At 65.0% G+C, this 17946-nt stretch carries 15 protein-coding genes; 4 read left to right on the forward strand and 11 right to left on the reverse strand.

The window, feature by feature from the left end; genetic code table 11:
• Positions 1-919 precede the first annotated feature (919 nt).
• From MKI88_RS15405 to hflK, 6 genes are all read right to left on the reverse strand, one after another.
• Positions 920-2863, reverse strand: a complete 1944-nt coding sequence (locus MKI88_RS15405; protein ID WP_241632284.1) for an OPT family oligopeptide transporter — start codon at positions 2861-2863, stop codon at positions 920-922.
• Positions 2864-2920: 57 nt separating this feature from the next.
• On the reverse strand, positions 2921-3562 hold the full coding sequence (locus MKI88_RS15410; RefSeq protein ID WP_241632285.1) for a hypothetical protein: 642 nt from the start codon (positions 3560-3562) through the stop codon (positions 2921-2923).
• The gene (locus tag MKI88_RS15415) at positions 3562-5181 is read right to left on the reverse strand and encodes a helicase HerA-like domain-containing protein (protein WP_241632286.1); all 1620 of its coding nucleotides are present in this window, start codon (positions 5179-5181) and stop codon (positions 3562-3564) included. Before MKI88_RS15415 ends, MKI88_RS15410 begins: the two co-directional genes overlap by 1 nt.
• Before the next feature lie 79 nt (positions 5182-5260).
• The gene (locus tag MKI88_RS15420) at positions 5261-6793 is read right to left on the reverse strand and encodes a Do family serine endopeptidase (RefSeq protein ID WP_241632336.1); all 1533 of its coding nucleotides are present in this window, start codon (positions 6791-6793) and stop codon (positions 5261-5263) included.
• 107 nt (positions 6794-6900) lie between these two features.
• Positions 6901-7767, reverse strand: coding sequence for a protease modulator HflC (gene hflC, locus MKI88_RS15425; protein ID WP_241632287.1), 867 nt, complete (start codon positions 7765-7767; stop codon positions 6901-6903).
• Positions 7764-8867, reverse strand: coding sequence for a protease modulator HflK (gene hflK / locus MKI88_RS15430; RefSeq protein WP_407073365.1), 1104 nt, complete (start codon positions 8865-8867; stop codon positions 7764-7766). The genes hflC and hflK overlap by 4 nt, the downstream gene beginning before the upstream one ends.
• Before the next feature lie 70 nt (positions 8868-8937).
• Here hflK and MKI88_RS15435 point away from each other — a divergent pair, with 70 nt between their 5' ends.
• Positions 8938-9906: an Mrp/NBP35 family ATP-binding protein gene (locus MKI88_RS15435; protein ID WP_281063747.1), complete on the forward strand. Its 969-nt coding sequence runs from the start codon at positions 8938-8940 to the stop codon at positions 9904-9906.
• A gap of 31 nt (positions 9907-9937) precedes the next feature.
• Positions 9938-10366, forward strand: a complete 429-nt coding sequence (locus MKI88_RS15440; protein WP_241632288.1) for a CoA-binding protein — start codon at positions 9938-9940, stop codon at positions 10364-10366.
• Here MKI88_RS15440 and MKI88_RS15445 read toward each other — a convergent pair whose 3' ends face one another.
• The 4 genes from MKI88_RS15445 to ubiA are packed head-to-tail and all read right to left on the reverse strand — an operon-like array spanning position 10367 to position 14177.
• Complete coding sequence (locus MKI88_RS15445) at positions 10367-11152, reverse strand: TSUP family transporter (RefSeq protein WP_241632289.1); 786 nt, start codon at positions 11150-11152, stop codon at positions 10367-10369. It lies immediately after the preceding gene.
• Between the two features lie 8 nt (positions 11153-11160).
• Positions 11161-11940 carry a 3'(2'),5'-bisphosphate nucleotidase CysQ gene (locus tag MKI88_RS15450; RefSeq protein WP_241632290.1) on the reverse strand — a complete coding sequence of 260 codons (780 nt, stop codon included), beginning with the start codon at positions 11938-11940 and terminating at the stop codon, positions 11161-11163.
• Positions 11933-13279 carry a TldD/PmbA family protein gene (locus MKI88_RS15455; protein WP_241632291.1) on the reverse strand — a complete coding sequence of 449 codons (1347 nt, stop codon included), beginning with the start codon at positions 13277-13279 and terminating at the stop codon, positions 11933-11935. Before MKI88_RS15455 ends, MKI88_RS15450 begins: the two co-directional genes overlap by 8 nt.
• A 31-nt stretch (positions 13280-13310) precedes the next feature.
• The gene (ubiA, locus tag MKI88_RS15460) at positions 13311-14177 is read right to left on the reverse strand and encodes a 4-hydroxybenzoate octaprenyltransferase (RefSeq protein WP_407073366.1); all 867 of its coding nucleotides are present in this window, start codon (positions 14175-14177) and stop codon (positions 13311-13313) included.
• 98 nt (positions 14178-14275) lie between these two features.
• On the opposite strand from ubiA, the gene MKI88_RS15465 reads away from it, so the two are divergent.
• Together MKI88_RS15465 and MKI88_RS15470 are read left to right on the forward strand one after the other, a co-directional pair.
• A complete protein-coding gene (locus MKI88_RS15465) occupies positions 14276-15028 on the forward strand; it encodes a 16S rRNA (uracil(1498)-N(3))-methyltransferase (protein ID WP_241632293.1) in 753 nt (250 codons plus the stop codon).
• Positions 15029-15128: 100 nt separating this feature from the next.
• Positions 15129-16502: a glutamate--cysteine ligase gene (locus tag MKI88_RS15470; protein WP_241632294.1), complete on the forward strand. Its 1374-nt coding sequence runs from the start codon at positions 15129-15131 to the stop codon at positions 16500-16502.
• Positions 16503-16593: 91 nt separating this feature from the next.
• Here the strand turns inward: MKI88_RS15470 and MKI88_RS15475 are convergent, their stop codons facing one another.
• Positions 16594-17907 carry an isoprenylcysteine carboxylmethyltransferase family protein gene (locus MKI88_RS15475; protein WP_241632295.1) on the reverse strand — a complete coding sequence of 438 codons (1314 nt, stop codon included), beginning with the start codon at positions 17905-17907 and terminating at the stop codon, positions 16594-16596.
• Between the last annotated feature and the right edge of the window lie 39 nt (positions 17908-17946).

Genomic DNA, 17946 nt, shown 5'->3' on the forward strand with positions numbered 1-17946 from the left:
AGCGTGATCAGCCCGGCCTGGCCGGAGATCGCCGTGACCGTCCCTGCGGACCTACACCATGGCGTGGGACACGATCCAGGCCTGCCGGTCATATAGAATCGAAGCTGCAAACGGCGGCCGCCGTTAGCCGAACTGGCAAGAGGGGTTCGGTGTCTGATCTTCGCTAGCGGCGGAACCTGATGCTAGCCGCTATGCCGATGACCGTCCGGCCCGACGTTCCGCCGAACCTGTCCCGCGGTTCGCGGAAATGCGAGATTCCGGGTTTCAGGGTGACGCCTTCCGATAAGGGGATTCTATAATATAGCTCGGCACTCTTGCGTATCATCTCTGGCCGAAGTGCCCGGACAGGGTCTTGCCGCGTGGTTTCGAATTGCCAGGGCGAAGGGCTGGGCTGTTCGACTAACTCAAAAGCGAACGGCGCAAGCGGGCTCTTCCTGACCGGCGATGCGGTTTCGGTCGGTGAGAGCGAAGGGGGACCAGCACGTGCGACGTATAGCGGGTTCACGGCCATCAGGATCGCTCCCATGGCCAACCCAATCACAATTCGGGCTAAAGGCCTATACATAATTTAATAACGGCCACTCCATCATGAAAGTTCCATTATTAACCATGCAATGAGAACGCCTAAAACTTCGAGTGTTTATTTTCCATTTTGTACCACAATGTTGACATAAGAATTTGTCGACCGACGTTCTAATACGCATCGCCTTTTGAAAGGCCTTGGATCATTTTGCATTTTTTGGCGCCAGCGTCCGTTACATCTACTTTCCGTCGAAAGCGGACTGTCGTTCCATCATGGTCAATGCGCGCGTTGCGACGCAATACAGTCCATGCGCCCGGCCCTTGCAGGATTGCTTCGTCGCTGCGCCGCTCGCTATGACCGCTGACGGTACCCCGAACGCACCTGCCGCCTATCCGATCAGATCCCCGCGGATCGCCGGGCGTTGCGGTAGAGCAGCGCGATGATTCCCGTGAACATCACCAGCCCGATCGGTAGCGCGGCGCCCCTAAAGCCCTCGCCGACGATCGCGAGCGGCGCGTCGCTGTTGGTGCTCCAGACAAGGCCCGCAAAGGCGACGCCGAACAGGCTTTCGCCCACGATTAGCCCCGTCGCCATCAGCACGCCCAGACGCCTGGCGAATTCGGGATCGGCGGAGCGTTCGGCGCGGCGTTCGTAGAAATAGCCGAGCACCGCACCGACAGGGATGAGCAAGGTCAGCGCCATCGGCAGGTAGATGCCCATGCCAACCCCCAGGGGCGGGAGCCGCATCTTGCCCGCTTTGCCCAGCGCCTCGTCGATCGCGATCACGACGACGCCAATCGTGGCGCCGAAGCCGATCAGGCTCCAGTCGAGATCGCCGCCGAGCACGCCCTTGGCGAGCGCCGAGATCAGCGCGGCCTGCGGCGCCGCCAGCGCATTCGCGCCCGCACCCGGGGCGCCCTGGAAGCCGAAGGCGCCGTTGAGCAGGCTCAGCACGGGCGGGATCACGAGCGAGCCGAAGATCACGCCGAGGACGAGCGCGAACTGCTGCTTCCACGGCGTCGCGCCGACGAGCTGGCCGGTCTTCAGGTCCTGGAGATTGTCGTTGGAGATGGTCGCGATCGAAAAGACGATCGCGGTCGTGAACAGCGCATAGGCGACGAGCGCCTGCGCGCGATCGGGATCGTCGTCATGGCCGTAGAGTATGGCGAGCAGCAGAGCCGCGCCAAGAACGGCAAGGATGCCGACGCCCGAAACCGGGCTGTTCGACGCTCCGATCAACCCCGCCATATAGCCGCAGACCGACGCGATCACGACGCCGATGAAGAGGATATAGACGAGCGTGCCCGCGATGATCGGCGCGGCGTGCTCGGCGATCGGCCCGCCTGCCGAGAACTGCCAGAGCAGGAAGGCGATCGGGAGGAGCGAGGCGAGGATCGTGCCGCCGACGATGCCGATCGGGAGATCGCGCTGCGTCAGCTCGAGCTCCTCTCCGTCCTTGCGTGCGCGCGCCGCCGCCATCGCACTGCGGATGCCGCTGATGATCGGTCCCATGATCTTGAGCAGCGTCCAGATCGCGGCCACGCCGATCGTGCCCGCACCGATGAAGCGCACCTCACTGCGGAAGGTGGTGTCGACGACATCGGACACCGCGCCCGAAACGCCGTGCATCGCGGTCATCACGGGGACGAGCCCGCCCCAGCTCAGCAGCATGCCGAACAGCATCGCCGCGCCCACCGACAGACCGACAAGGTGGCCGACGCCGATCAGTGCCATCGAGAGGCTGGTCGAGACGCTGGTCGCGCCCGCGCCGACGCGGAAATAGGCAGCGGCCTCGGCGGCGGCGAGCTTGGTCGCGGCGAGGATCGCGAAGCCAGCCGCAGCGAGCGAACTCAGAACGATCGCGCGGAGACCCTTGGCATTCTCCTCGGCCCCGCCTTCGGACGCGGCGCCGACCTTGAGCACCTCCGCGGCGGCAACGCCTTCGGGATAGGGCAGGTCCGATCCCGTCACGAGCGCGCGCCTGAGCGGGACCGAATACATCACGCCAAGGATGCCGCCGATCGCGCAGACCGCGGTCGTCGTCCAATAGGGGAAGCCCTGCCACCAGCCGATCATGACGAGCCCCGGAAGCACGAAAATGATCGCCGCCAGCGTGCCCGCCGCCGAGGCAATGGTCTGGACGATGTTGTTTTCGAGAATGTTGGCGTTCGAAAAGAAGCGCAGGATCGCCATCGAGATGACCGCGGCGGGGATCGAGGTGGCGAAGGTGAGGCCAACCTTCAGCCCGAGATAGACATTGGCCGCGGTGAAAACGAGCGTGATCAGGCCGCCAAGCACGATGCCACGCAGCGTCAGTTCGGGGAGTCGGATGGTTTGCATCAGGGGGTCCTAAGCGCGGACACGCACACTGTCATGCCCGGAGATAAGAGAAGGGGTTCAAGGCCGGGTGCGGCGGAAGCGGATCGTTCGGCCATGACGTTCGAACACGAGCGCACCGTCCTCGATCGCAAAGGCCTCGCGTTGGAAATCAGCCCTGCCTAGGTCGTTGGGTTCGAAGCGAAATAGCAGATCATGCCCGGTGTCGGGCGAGAGGGCGTGCGGCCGATAGGGAATTTCATATACCGGCAGATCGGGAACGACCGAGGTAACGACTGCACCGGGCTCGACGAGAAGCGAGCCATCCTCGTCGACATCGACATATTGCGGTCGGTCGGCACCCGCGATCGTCACAATCAGCGTCAACGGAAAACCACCCAGCGCATCGGGATCGGTGAGACGCGCCGAAAGCCGGCCGCGCGGTGCGGGCGTGTCGCTGACGAGCGCGAAACGCGGCGGGACGACCCTGGGCTCGCTCGTCAGATAGAGCGTTCCCTGTTCGACCGCCCATTGCCCCTCGGCCTGCTCGTCGAGCGCGCCATAGCTCAATCCATAGCGAAAGCGGCCATCGGGGCTCAGTTCAAGACCGGCAGCCATTTCCATCTGCCCGCCGTCATAGCGCCCCGCGATCGAGGCGGGATTTTCCGCATGCGCCAGGCCGGACGCCGACATGAGCGCGATCGTGAGCAGCGCGATACGCATCAGCGCCCCTTGAACAAGCCGCCGAGCAGGCCGCGCAGCAATTGGCCGCCCAGATTGCCGGCCACCTTTCGGCCTATGGATGTCGCCGCCGACCGCGCGGCGGATTCGACTATCTTCTCGGCAAAGCTGGGCTTGGCGGCTTCGCGCGCCTGCCGCGCAGCTTCGCGTTCGGCGGCAACGCGCTGGCGTTCGGTTTCCTTGGCCTGCCGGGCGGCCTCGCGCTCAGCGGCCATGCGCGCCTTTTCGTCTTCCCTGGCCTTGGTGGCGTCGAGTTTGGCCTGTTCGGCAGCCGCCTTGGCCTCTGTCGCGGCGGCCGCGGCCTCGGCCGCCTTCGCACCGAGCAGTTCCTCGGCGGATTCGCGGTCGATCAGCGTATCGTATTTGTTGCCGATGGCGTCGGTTTCCCTGATCACGCCGCGCTCGATCGGGGTGACCGGTCCGACGCGCGAGCAGACGGGCTTGATCAGCGTGCGCTGTACGGGAGAGGGCGCGCCATCGGCCTGGAGCAGCGAAACCAGCGCCTCACCCACCTTCAGCTCGGTGATCGCTGTGACGACGTTGACATCGGGGTTCGCGCGGAAGGTTTCTGCCGCCGACCTGATCGCCTTCTCGTCGCGCGGGGTGAAGGCGCGCAGCGCGTGCTGGACACGGTTGCCGAGCTGACCCGCGACTCCGTCGGGAATGTCGATCGGATTCTGCGTGATGAAATAGACGCCGATGCCCTTCGAACGGATCAGCCGCACGACCTGTTCGACCTTCTCGACCAGCGCTTTGGGCGCCTCGTCAAAAAGCAGATGCGCCTCGTCGAAGAAGAAGACGAGCCGCGGCTTGTCGGGATCGCCGATCTCGGGAAGCGTCTCGAACAGCTCGGAGAGAAGCCAGAGCAGGAAGGTCGAATAGAGCTTGGGGCTGGCCATCAGCTTGTCGGCGGCGAGGATGTTGACGACACCCCTGCCCTGATCGTCGGTCTTGAAAAAATCGTCGATATCGAGCGCGGGTTCGCCGAAGAACCTGTCGCCGCCCTGCGAACGGAGCTGGAGCAGCGAGCGCTGGATCGTGCCGATGCTCGCCTTCGATACATTGCCATAGGTGGTCGTGAGTTCGTCGGCGCGCTCGGCGCAGTGCGCGAGCATCGCCTGAAGGTCGTCGAGGTCGAGCAGCAGCAGCCCGTCCTTGTCCGCGACATGGAAAGCGATGGTCAGCACGCCCTCCTGCACCTCATTGAGGTCCATCAGCCGCGAGAGCAGCAGCGGCCCCATTTCGGAAATGGTGGTGCGGATCGGGTGGCCCTGTTCGCCGAACAGATCCCAGAACTGGACAGGGTTGTCCTTGTACTGCCAGTCGGTGTCGCCGATCTCGGCGGCGCGCGCAGCAAAGGGTTCGTGCACCTTGGCGGTTGGCGATCCCGCCATCGCCATGCCCGAAAGGTCGCCCTTCACATCGGCGACGAAGACCGGGACGCCGGCGCGCGAAAAGCCCTCGGCGATGCCCTGCAGGGTGACGGTCTTGCCCGTGCCGGTCGCGCCCGCGATCAGCCCGTGACGGTTGGCGCGCCTGAAATTGAGGATCTGGCGCTCACCGCCGCCGGCCCCGATGAAGATTCCCGTCTCGTCAGCCATGCAGCGCCTCCATATGCCCTGCCCTCTTAGCGGCAGGGCATATGGGACGACAAGCGCCGACAATCGGGCGCTTTTCGCGTCAGCGCGTCTTGAGCTTCACGCCCACATAACGCGCCGCACCATTGCCGCGCTGGACGAGCAACAGCACCGGGCGATTGGCCGTCTGCGACGCACGCACCTGGGCGTTGAGCTCATCGGGCGTGGTCGTCGGGCGCTGGTTGGCCGACAGGATCAGGTCACCGCGCTGGATGCCCGAGTTGGCCGCATCGCTCGACGGATCGACCGCACCGACGACGACGCCGCGCACATTGGGTGCGAAGCCGAGTTGGCGCTGGATCTGCGGGGTCAGCGCCATCACTGCGATACCGAGCGAATCGCGCGTCGCCTGTTCGCCGGTATTGCTGTCGGGCTCGGTGACGGTATCGCCATTGGGGTCAGCGAATCCGGCGAGCTGCTCTTCTGGCGGACGCTGGCCAACGGTCGCGGTCACCGTCATGCGCTTGCCATTGCGATAGATCTCGATCGGCACGCGGGCGCCCGGCTTCTGATTGGCGACGAGATAGGAGAGCGTGTTGTCAGGGGTGACCGCGGTGTCCCCGACCTTGGTGACGACATCTCCCTGCTGGATGCCCGCCTTGGCGGCGCCTTCGCCGGGTTCGACGCGTGCGATCAGTTCGCCGACATTCTTGGGCAGCCCTAGCGACTGCGCGATGGCTTCGTCGATGGGCTGGAGGCCGACGCCGAGATAGCCGCGCTGGACGCGCGCGCCGGTCTTGAGCGTTTCGATGATTGGCCTGGCCTGTTCGGCGGGGATCGCGAAGCCGATGCCGACATTGCCCCCCGTCGGCGAGAAGATCGCCGAGTTGATGCCGATGACGTTGCCGTTCAAATCGAACATCGGGCCGCCGGAATTGCCGAAATTGATCGCGGCGTCGGTCTGGATGTAGCGGTCATAGGCGCCGCCCTGCCCGGTGTTGCGGTGGATCGACGAGACGATGCCCGCCGTGACCGTGCCGCCAAGGCCGAAGGGATTGCCGATCGCGACAATCCAGTCGCCCACGCGCGTCTGCGTCGAATCGCCGAATTTCACGAAGGGCAGATTGGTCGCGTTGATCTTGAGCAGGGCAAGGTCCGACGCCGCGTCGCGGCCGATCAACTTGGCCTCATATTCCTTGCGATCGGGCAGCGTCACGGTGATCGATTCGACCACCGCACTGCGATTGCCCGGCGCGACGACGTGGTTGTTGGTGACGATATAGCCGTCAGCCGAGATGATGAATCCCGAGCCAAGCGACTGCGCCTCGCGCGTGACAGGACGACCATTGTTGTTGCCCCCGCCAAACTGGCCAAAAAAGTCCTGGAAGGGCGTGCCCGCGAAGGGGTTCTGGTTCTGGACCTGGACGGTCTGCTTGGTCGAGATGTTGACCACCGCGGGGGCAAGCCGCGCGGTGAGGTCGGCGAAGCTCATCGGCGCACCTGGCCGCGGCGCCGCCGCAAGCATCGCGCGTTCGTCGTTCTGGGCGGTCTGGGCACCCACTGGCGTGTTCGTGCCCATCGTGATCGCCGCCCCGCCGACGAGCAGGGCGGTGGTGATGGCATAGGCGTAGCGCACGTTCATAATCCTCCGGTCTTCCTTCCAATTGGCGCGATTTCCCAGTCTCGCGCGGTTTCCCGCGACGCTGGCGCGCGATAGCTTAACGCAGATTGAATGGGCGACGTTCAACGACGACCCTGGAACTCCTTGAGATAGGTATTGTCAGGCGAAAGGATGATCGACGACGAGCCTTCAGGCGACGAACCATCGGTCCCGAAGGTCCGTTCATAGGACTGCATCGCACGATAGAAGTCGTAGAAATCGGCATCCTTGCCAAAGGCTGCGGCATAGGTCTTGGCGGCGTCCGCGTCCGCCTGCGCACGAAGAATCTGTGCCTGCTTCAGCCCCTGCGCCTGGATCGTGAGCGCTTCCTGACGCCGCGCAGTGCGCATCCGCTCGAGCGCGCTTTCGAGCGGCGCACCGCTGGGCAGATCGGCGCGCTTGATGCGCACATCGACGATCTCCGCACCATATTGGCGCGCGACCCGGTTGAGACCCGCCTGGATATTGTCCATCACCTGGCCGCGCTCGGCGCTCAGCAGCGTGGCGAAGGGTCGCTTGCCCAGTTCGTTGCGCAGCGCCGAACCCAAGATCGGGCGCAGTGCGGAAGCGACATTCTCGCTGTTCTTGGCGGTGATCACCATCCGCAGCGGATCAACGATGCGGAAGCGTGCAAAAGCATCGACCTGAAGCCTTGCCTGATCGGTCGACAGCACCTGCTGGCGCTCCATCGGGACCGAAAGGATCCGTTTATCGATCCAGGTGATGTTCTCGACAAAGGGAATCTGCCAGATCAGACCCGCGCCATCCGCGCCGAAGCCTTCCTTCGAATCATAGCGATTCACGATGCGCACCGGCTCGCCGAAGCGCAGCACGACACCCTGTTTGGTCTCGGGCACGATCGAGAAGGTGCTGGTGATCAGAATCAGCAAGGCGATTGCGATCAACGCGGTCTGGACGGGATAGCGGCCGATACGATCGATCAGGTTCATTGCCCCGCCTCCACCGTGGTGCGGGCGCGCTTCTTGATTTCGGGAAGCGGCAGATAGGGCGTAACCCCAGGCGCCTCGATCACGGTCTTGTCCACCTTGGCGAGAACCTTTTCCATCGTTTCGTAATACATGCGGCGCCGCGTCACTTCGGGGGCAAGCCGATATTGCTCATAGACCTTGTCGAAGGCCGCGGCCTCACCCTGCGCTCTCGCGGTCACCTGCTGCGCATAGGCGCGCGCGCCGTTGAGGTTGGATTCGACCTGCTGCTGCGCGGCCGCCACTTCCTTGAAGGCGTCGTTGACCGCGCTCGGCGGATCGGCCTGATTGATCGCGATACCCTGAATCTGCACGCCCGCTTTGTAATCGTCGAGAATGCGTTGCATCGCCGCCGCAACCTGCTGCTCGATCTCGGTACGCCCGCGACCGATCGCGTCGTTCAGCGTGAAATTGGCAACGACCGCGCGCATCGCGCTTTCGGCAACTTCCTGGATCGTCGGCTCGGGTTCGGCGAGCTGGAAGAGATATTGCTCGGCAGCGCCCCGCTTGATGTTCCAGCGCACCGAATAGGCAAGGTCGATCAGGTTCTGATCGCCCGTCAGCACCAGATTGTCCTCGCCGCCGGCCTGACCGATCTGGATCGTCCGGATCGCCTGAATGTCGAGTTTTTCGACGCGCTCGATCGGCGCGGGCAACGAGAAGCCCACACCGGGCGCCAGCGTGCGCGAATATTTGCCGAACTGGGTAATCACACCCGCCTGTTCGGGGCCGATGCGATGAACGCTGGTCAGCGCGATCCATACCACGAAGAAGGCGAGGACGATCAGCGGCCATACCGGTTTGCCGCCCGGACGCGAGAAGCCGCCACCACCGCCGAAAATCTCGCGCAGCCTGGCCACGATCTGATCCAGCGCCGAGGGCCCGGGCCCGCCGCGCGGTCCGCGTGGGCGTCCGCCGCCTGGCGGCCGGCTCCACGGGCTTGGCGGACGATCGCCGCCGCCCCCCGAACCGCCGCCCGAATCCTTGCCGCCGCCCCACGGGCCGCCGCCACCTTCATTCAGCATCGCGTTCATCGACGCGAACCACCCCGATTTTTCGTTCATGCGGTCCATTATAAGAAGCGCTTTCCGGAAAAACAGTGGCATTGCCGGAAACTCTGCCTATTTGGCGCACATGACCGATACCGACAGGCTTCTGGCCGCCATTACGCCCATTTCCGGAAAACGTACTGCCGCCCCGAGACTCGCCGAGGGGCGCGCGAGTCTGATCCTCGACGTGACCGGACTTTCCGGCGAAGAGCGGTTGCGCATGGAGGCCGATATCACGGCGGCGTTGCTTGCGCTTCCCGACGTCAACGAAGTCCGCATCGCGATGACCAGCGAGAAGAAGGATCGCCGGCTGATTGTCGTCGGCAGTGGCAAGGGCGGGGTCGGCAAGTCAACAGTGGCCGCAAATCTGGCGATTGCACTCAGCCATACCGGCATCAAGGTGGGGCTCATCGACGCCGATATCTATGGCCCCTCTCAGCCGCGGCTGATGGCGACGGAAGGCGAACGCCCCCATGCCGAAGACCAGAAACTGATCCCCGTCGACAGTCGATATGGCATTCCGATGCTATCGCTCGGTCATCTGGTGAAACCCGGCCAGGCGATCGCCTGGCGCGGGCCGATGGCGGGCAATGCGCTCGGCCAGCTGATCGATGCGCAATGGGGTGATGCGGAGCTGCTGATCGCCGACCTGCCGCCGGGTACGGGCGATGTCCAGCTCTCCATGATCCAGAAGCACAAGCCGTCTGGCGCGGTCATCGTCTCGACCCCGCAGGACCTTGCCCTCATCGACGCGACGCGTGCGATCGATCTGTTCAATCAGGCCAATGTGCCGATCATCGGGATCATCGAGAATATGGCGGGATATCAATGCCCCCATTGCGGTGAGGTCTCGGACCCCTTTGGCAGCGGCGGCGCCGAAGCGGCGGCGGGTTCGATGGGCCATCCCTTTCTCGGCCGCATTCCGCTCGATATCGCGATCCGCAAGGCATCCGATGCGGGTACGCCCCCGGCCGCAGGTGACGCGCCGGAGGGCAAGGCGTTCCACCAAATCGCGGCGCGCCTGCGCGACTGGTTGAACCAACCCGTCAGCTGACCATTTAGGGCATGAGGCCAAGGAGATGGACATGCCCCTGACGCGTGACGAAGATATCGCCCAGCTGCTCAGCGAGACGCGCACCATCGCGCTCGTCGGCGCATCCGACCGCCCCGATCGACCGAGCAACCGCGTCATGCGCTTCCTTCAAAGCCAGGGTTACCGCGTCATCCCGGTCAACCCGCAGATCACGGGGGAGCATGTCCATGGCGAATTCGTCTGGCGCGAGCTTTCGCAACTGGGTGACCCGATCGACATGGTCGATATCTTCCGCCGGCCGGAAGCCGCGGGCGAGGCGGTGGATCAGGCGATCGCGATCGGTGCCAGGGCGATATGGATGCAGCTGGGCGTGATAAACGAGGCGGCCGCAGCGCGCGCCGAGGCCGCGGGGCTCAAGGTCGTGATGGACCGATGCCCGGCGATCGAGATTCCGCGGCTTGGATTGACTCCGGTAGGCTGATCAGCCCGCCCAGAGCATCTGCGCGATCGGGTTCTTCGGATCGGCGAGCAGCCGGATCGTCATTCCCACCGACATCACCACGAGCAGCGGCCGGATCAGCTTGCCGCCGAAGCGGATCGCGGTCATCGAACCTAGCCGTCCTCCGACAATGCTTGCTCCCGCCATGGCCAGACCCAGCGTCCAGTAGATATGCCCACCCGCCGTCATCACGATCAGCGCGCCGATATTGCTTGCGAAGTTCAGCAGCTTGGTATTGGCGGTCGCGCGGATCAGGCCGAAACCCAGCAGAGAAATCAGGCTGATCGTGAAAAACGACCCGGTGCCGGGGCCGAAAAACCCGTCATAAAAGCCGATCGCCGCTGCCACCGCGCTATAGGCGGGTATCTCGATGCGATGCCGCAGGTCGACCTCGCTCATTGCAGGCGAAAGCAGGAAATAGAGCGCAATAACGATCAGCAGGCCGGGGACGAGCCCCGCCAAGAACGAGGGGTCGATCCGCTGCACCACCAGCCCGCCCAAGGCGGCCCCGAGAAGCGATGCGAGCACGGGCCAGGCCATCCGCGCCAGATCGACATGGCCCGATCGCCAGAAGGTGTATGTCGCGGTGGCGGCGCCAAAGCTCGACTGGACCTTGTTGGTGCCGAGCGCCATCACCGGAGGGACGCCAGCACCGAGCAACGCGGGCAAGGTCAGCAGACCGCCGCCGCCAGCGATGGCGTCGATAAAGCCCGCAACCGCGGCAATAGCGACCAGAAACAGGAAAGTTTCAGTGGCAAGTTCAACCACGTCAGCGCCTAGCGGATGATCGCGGACTCGGCCCGCTCGCGCAGGCGCTCGACGGCGTCGTCGTGGATTCCCGGCGCCGCCGCAATGACGCCGAAAGCCTCGCCCCTGGTGCTGTTGAAGCGCAGCGCGCCTCCGAAGGCATCGGTGACCTTCACACCCGCCTCGCGCGCGATCAGCACGGCGGCGGCGATATCCCATTCATTGCCCCAGCGTATCGTCGCGACGAGATCGGCCTCATCCGCGGCAATCATCGCGATGCGCAGCGCGATCGAGTTGGGCTTTTCGACCGTGCTCAGATCGCTGTCGACCCGGGGCAACGCATCGGTCGGCACGCGCGCGCCCGCAAAACCTGTCCGGCTGCTGCCGACAAGGCGCTGGCCGTTGCGCCAGGCGCCCTGTCCCGCGATCGCACGCCAATGCTCGCCGCGCGCCGGCGCATCAAGCACACCCAGCACGGGCGTGCCGCCCTCGACCAGCGCCACCGACACCGCCCAGCCCGGGCGTCCGCGGATAAAATCGCGCGTGCCGTCGATCGGATCGACCACCCAGACCCGCGGGACGAGCAGGCGATCGGGGTGGTCGGCGGTTTCCTCGGAAAGCCAGCCGGCCTCGGGATCTATTTCGGCCAGGCGCGTCCGCAGTATGTCATTGGCGGCCAGGTCGATCTCGCAGACCGGGTTGCCCGGCGCCTTTTCCCATTGCGCGAACTCGCCGCGCCAGCGGCCATGCGCCATCGCCGCCGCCTCGGCCGCCGCCGCCGCCACGCGCTCGATCAGCGGCTCAGCCACCCGCCACCGTCATGCCGTCCACGCGAAGCGTCGGGACATTGCTGGAATAGCGGAACTCGAGATCGTTCGCGGGAACGAGCGCGCGGTACATATCCTTCAGATTCCCGGCCACTGTCAGCTCGGCGACCGGCCGCGTAAGTTCACCATTCTCGATGAGGAAACCCGCAGCGCCGCGACTATAGTCGCCGGTCACGCCATTGACGCCCATGCCGATCAGCTCGGTGACGTAGATGCCCTTCTTGATGTCCGCCATCAGTTCCACGGGAGTCGCGCTTCCCGGCAGCATATGGAGATTGCTGCTCCCCGCCCCCGGTGCGCCGCCGATGCCGCGCGACGCGTGGCCCGTCGGCTCGAGCCCGAGCTGGCGTGCGGCCGCGGTCGCCATCAACCAGCCCGTCAGCACGCCCTTGTCGATGATCGTCGTCTTGTGCGTGGCCAGCCCCTCCCCATCGAAGGTACGCGAGCGCAGGCCGCGAATACGGTGCGGATCGTCGATGATGGTGATGTCCGCGCCAAAGACTTCATGCCCAAGACTGTCGAGCAGGAAGCTCGTCTTGCGCGCGATTGCGGCGCCCGTGATCGCGCCTATCAGATGACCGAGCAGGCTGCTTCCTGCACGCGGATCGAAAACCACCGGCATCGGCCCACTGGCGGGACGGATCGGATCGAGCTTGGCGATCGCGCGCTCGCCCGCCTGCCGGCCGATGGCCGCCGCGCCATCAAGATCGCTGAGATGGCGCGCCGAATGATAGGCATAATCGCGCTGCATCCCGCTGCCATTGCCGGCGAGCACACTGGCCGAAACTCCGTGGCCAGTCCCCGCATAACCGCGTGCGAAACCCGTACTTGTTCCGAGCGCGATCGCAGTGCGGCTGGCGCTGGCGCCCGCGCCCTCGCTGTTGGTGACGCCTGCGACGCTGCGCGCGGCGTCCTCGCATTCGAGAGCGCGCGCCCTGAGCGCTGCGGGATCGACCTCGGCGCCATCGTCGATGTCGATCACCGGCAGGTCGCCCAACGTCAGTCGTTCTTCGGGTGCGAGCGCGGCATAGGGATCCTCGGGAGCCTCGCGCGCCATCGCAACGACGCGCTCGACGAGCAAGTCAAAGGCCTGGGGCGACAGATCCGATGTCGAGGCGCTTGCCGAACGCTGCCCGACGAACACGCGCAGGCCGATCTCCTCGCCTTCCGACCGTTCGACATCTTCGAGCGCGCCCAGCCGCATCTGCACCTGCGTGGAGGCGCCGCCGATATAGAGCGCGTCGGCGGCGTCAGCACCCGCCTTGCGCGCTCGCGCCACGAGATCGGCAACCTGATTTTCGGCTTGTGATACAGAGAGCATCAATCGCGCTTAGGCCGAGCCGCGCGAAGGTTCAAGCAGCCGATCCCACCGCAGCGCAGGCGAGAAAGACGAGGAAGCCCGCAAAGCGGTTCGAGCGGAACTTGATCAGCCCGTCGAGAGCATCGGCAGGATTGAGCGTCGCGACCTGCCAGAACAGGTGCAGCGCCGCGGGAAAAAGCGCGACGAGCGCGAGCGGATCGGGCCTGAGCGCCCAGATCGCGCTCCCCCAGAGCAGAACCGCGAACGCATAACAGGCAAGCACGCCGCCGCGCACCTGACTGCCCATGCGCAGCGCTGAGGAACGGACACCGATCAGCGCGTCATCCTCGCGGTCCTGCAGCGCATAGAGCGTGTCATAGCCGATCACCCAGAATATCGAGCCGGCATAAAGCAGCAGCACGGGGCCTGCGAGGTCGCCGCGGATCGCGGCCCAGCCCACAAGGGCGCCCCAAGTGAAGACGAGCCCGAGCCAGGCCTGCGGCCACCATGTGATCCGTTTCATGAAGGGATAGGCGGCGACGAGCGCGAGACTGCCCAGTGCAACGATTTGCGCGAAGGGCCGGAGCTGAAAGAGCACGATGAGGCCAATGAGGCAGAGCAGCAGCAGCCAGCCCCACGCAGCCTTCAATGAGATCAGCCCGCTCGCCAGCGGCCGGCTGCGCGTGCGCGCCACCTGCCGATCGAGATCGCGGTCGACGATATCGTTATAGACGCAACCCGCGCCGCGCATCGCGATGCTGCCGAGCAGGAACCAGAAGACCAGCGGCCATTGCTCGGCCAGCCCGCCCGCGAGCGCCAGTCCCCAGGCGCATGGCCAGAAGAGCAGCCACCAGCCGATCGGCCGGTCGAAGCGCGCGAGCAGCGCCAAGCCGCGGATCTTCTCGGGGAGGACGCGCATCAGCCCGCGATACTGGGTGTCGGGAACGATCTCGGGTTCTTGGGGCACGCTGTTCATGCTAGGCGGCGCAATCCATTGACGACTTTCCGAGCTTCCTTATGCCCGCAACCCCCGCATGGCCACCCGAAAGCGCGCCGCGGCTGTTCGTCGACAGCGAACTCGCCGACGGACAGGAGCTTCGTATCGATGGCGGGCAGGCGCATTATCTGATCTCGGTGATGCGGCTGAAGCAAGGCGAGGCGGTCAAGCTGTTCGACGACCGCACGGGCGAATGGCTGGCCGAAGCGATCGCCATCGGCAAACGCGACCTGATCCTTAAGGCAACCGCAAGGTTGCGTGACCGCGAGGCCGTGCCCGATCTGTGGCTCTGCGCAGCGCCGATCAAGAAAGGACGCGTCGACTGGGTGGCGGAAAAGGCGTGCGAGCTTGGCGTCGGCCGGCTCGTGCCGGTACTGACGCGACGCACCGTGATCGACCGCGTCAACACCGAGCGTCTGCGCGCGCACATGATCGAAGCCGCGGAACAATGCGGCCGCACCGCGCTTCCCGAAATGGCCGAGCCCGTGAAGCTCGCCATGCTGCTCAAGGACTGGCCCGCAGACCGGACGCTGTTTTTCGCGGATGAAGAAGGCGGCGCGCCTGCCTTCGAGGCAATGCGCGCGCATTCTGGCCCGGCAGCCATCCTTGTCGGCCCCGAAGGCGGTTTCGACGATGAGGAGCGCGCCGCAATCCGTGCGCTGCCGCAGGCGGTGGGAATCACGCTCGGCCCGCGCATCCTGCGCGCGGAGACCGCGGCGGCCGCGGCAACCAGCGTCTGGATGGCGGCCGCGGGCGACTGGAAAGACACGTAAGCGCCTCATAAAAAACACGTCCCCCTTCACAAGTCGATCGTCGCCAACCATCTGCACATCCGCGCTAGCCAATGGGGGACGGCGCGGCTAAGGGCGGGCAATGAGCACAAAGACGGTTTCAAATGGCAACGATCCGGTCATTGAGACCCGGGATCAGCTCGTCGCAGCCTTCGCCAAGGGTGAAAAGCCCAAGGAAGACTGGCGCATCGGCACCGAGCACGAAAAATTCGTCTATTGCACCAGCGACTATCACGCGCCCTCCTATGACGAGCCCGGCGGCATCCGCGACCTGCTTGGCTGCCTCACCCAATATGGCTGGACGCCAGTGGAAGAGAACGGCAACGTCATCGCGCTCGCGGGTCCCGACGGCACCGTCAGCCTGGAGCCCGCGGGCCAGCTCGAACTTTCGGGCGCACCGCTCGAGAATCTTCACCAGACCTGCGCCGAGACCGGGCGTCACCTCGAACAGGTGAAGGCGATCGGAGACAAGACGGGCAAGGGCTTCCTCGGCCTCGGCATGTGGCCCGACAAGACGCGCGAAGAGCTCCCGATCATGCCCAAGGGCCGCTACGATATCATGCTGCGCCATATGCCGCGCGTGGGCACGATGGGCCTCGACATGATGCTTCGTACCTGCACGATCCAGGTCAATCTGGACTATGCGAGCGAAGCGGACATGGTGAAGAAGTTCCGCGTCGGCCTCGCGCTGCAGCCGCTCGCCACCGCGCTTTTCGCCAACTCGCCTTTTACCGAGGGCAAGCCCAACGGATTCCTCAGCTATCGCAGCCATATCTGGTCGGACACCGATCCCGCGCGCACGGGCATGCTGCCCTTCGTGTTCGAGGACGGTTTCGGTTACGAGCGCTATGCCGATTACGCGCTCGATGTACCGATGTACTTCGTCTACCGTGACGGCAAATATATCGATGCTGCGGGCCAGAGCTTCCGCGATTTCCTCAAGGGCAAGCTGCCAGCGCTTCCGGGCGAGCTGCCGACCGAATCCGACTGGTCCGACCACCTGTCGACCGCCTTCCCCGAGGTTCGCATGAAGAGCTTCCTCGAGATGCGCGGCGCCGATGGCGGACGCTGGAACAAGATCTGTGCGCTTCCCGCCTTCTGGGTCGGGTTGCTCTACGACCAGACTGCGCTCGATGCCGCATGGGATCTCGTCAAGGACTGGTCGATGGATGAACGCCAGCTGTTGCGTGATTCAGTGCCGAAGCTCGCGCTGGACGCGCCGGTTTCGGGCGGCCGCACGCTCCACGATATTGCACCGCACGTGCTCGAGATCGCTGGCGCCGGTCTCAACGCGCGCGCGCGGCTCAACTCGTCGGGCGACAATGAAAGCGGCTTCCTCGACCCGCTGCGCGAAATCGTGGCGAGCCGCAAGGTGCCCGCGCAGCGCCTGCTCAACAAATATCACGGCGAATGGGGCGGCGACCTCAGCCGTATCTATGGCGAGATGAGCTTCTGAGCGCGGGCGGACGACTTTCGTCGGCGCATCCATTCAGGCGGTCAGCTCCTACCCCCCTCTAACCAACCGGGCTAGAATCGGTTGAACCGGCTCACTCAGCGGGTGCGAGATCCGCTGGCTTGCGTCCCGTAAGCCAGCGGATCAGCCGCGGGATAGGGCCGTTGCGCTCCATCCATTCGGCATAGGCGCGATAGGCGGGATCCTGCCCCAGATGCGCTTCCTCGGTGCGCGCGCGCCAGTAATAGACCCCCGAGACTATGCCCAAGATCGCGGTGTTGCGCGCGGCATCGACGAGGCTGCCCGAGGTCGCGAAAAAGGGAAGCAGCGACAACCACCAGAAAAGGTTTTTCGAGAGATAGGCAGGGTGCTTGGTCCACGCATAGGGTCCGTGCGTCAGCACGCCGCGATGCGTGAGGTTGGAAAAGCGCAGCCCGAAGGCCACGGTCGCCCAGGCATAGATGGCGGTCAGCGCGACCAGCGCGATCCCCGTGCCCACCAGAAAGACGGGATAGTTGGCGAACCACATCGCCCAGTCGCCCGCGGCCTTGTGATGATCGAGCGGGCCGCCGGGGTTCATCAGGATGAAGGGCGGGTAGCAGATCAGCGCCGCGGTCCAGCCTGCAGCATAGGGATTGGCCGAGCGGATATGCGCATCGAGCGGCTTCATCGTCACCGCATAGCCGACGGTCGCGAACATCACGTCGACGACGAACATCCCCGTTATCAGCCAGTTGATGAGCGACACCGGCCCGGAAAGCACCTCGCCGATCGGCGCGCGCACGAAATCGCCGAATCCGCCCGGCACGATGGAGAGCATGAAGGCAAGGAAGAAGCCCTTGACCGCCCAGGCGCGGAAATGGTCACAGAGCTTCTCGCGGTCGGCGATCCCCTGCCCCGCAAGCCACTGGCCGAAGACCCACGCGCCGTCGCGTGGATCAGTCAGCCGGCGATCGAGCCAGAGCACATAGGGGATGGACAGCCCGACCAGCCAGGGCGCAGCGGTGCCGAGCACCATCATCGAGAACTGGTAGTTGCCCTCCCAATACCAGCGCCCGATGCAATAGATCACCGCGATGATACCCCAGGTCGCCCAGAGGCCGGCGATCTTGCCGATCGAAATGTCGAGCGTGTCGGCAAGCGGCCGCGGCGGCATCGACCAGTCCATGCCCGTCGAGGGATTGCGGTGGACGCGGTCGACAAACAGCGACCAGGCGACCATCGGCAGACCGCACCACAACACCGCCATCAGTGCCGAGTGCGGCCCGTCCATCCCGAACTGCCGCGCGATCGCGATCCAGGCGAACAGCCCGGCCAATCCTGCGACGCCGACGCCATGGCTGACAGCCGAGCGTGGGCGCGCATCGGTGACCGCGGCGTCGGCCTGCATCTGGGAGTGGGCATTCATGGCGCCGGCTTAGCGGACAATGGTTAGCGCGGGGTGAAA

Origin of the sequence: Sphingomonas sp. LaA6.9 (assembly GCF_022601895.1) — a bacterium.
Classification (GTDB): domain Bacteria; phylum Pseudomonadota; class Alphaproteobacteria; order Sphingomonadales; family Sphingomonadaceae; genus Sphingobium_A.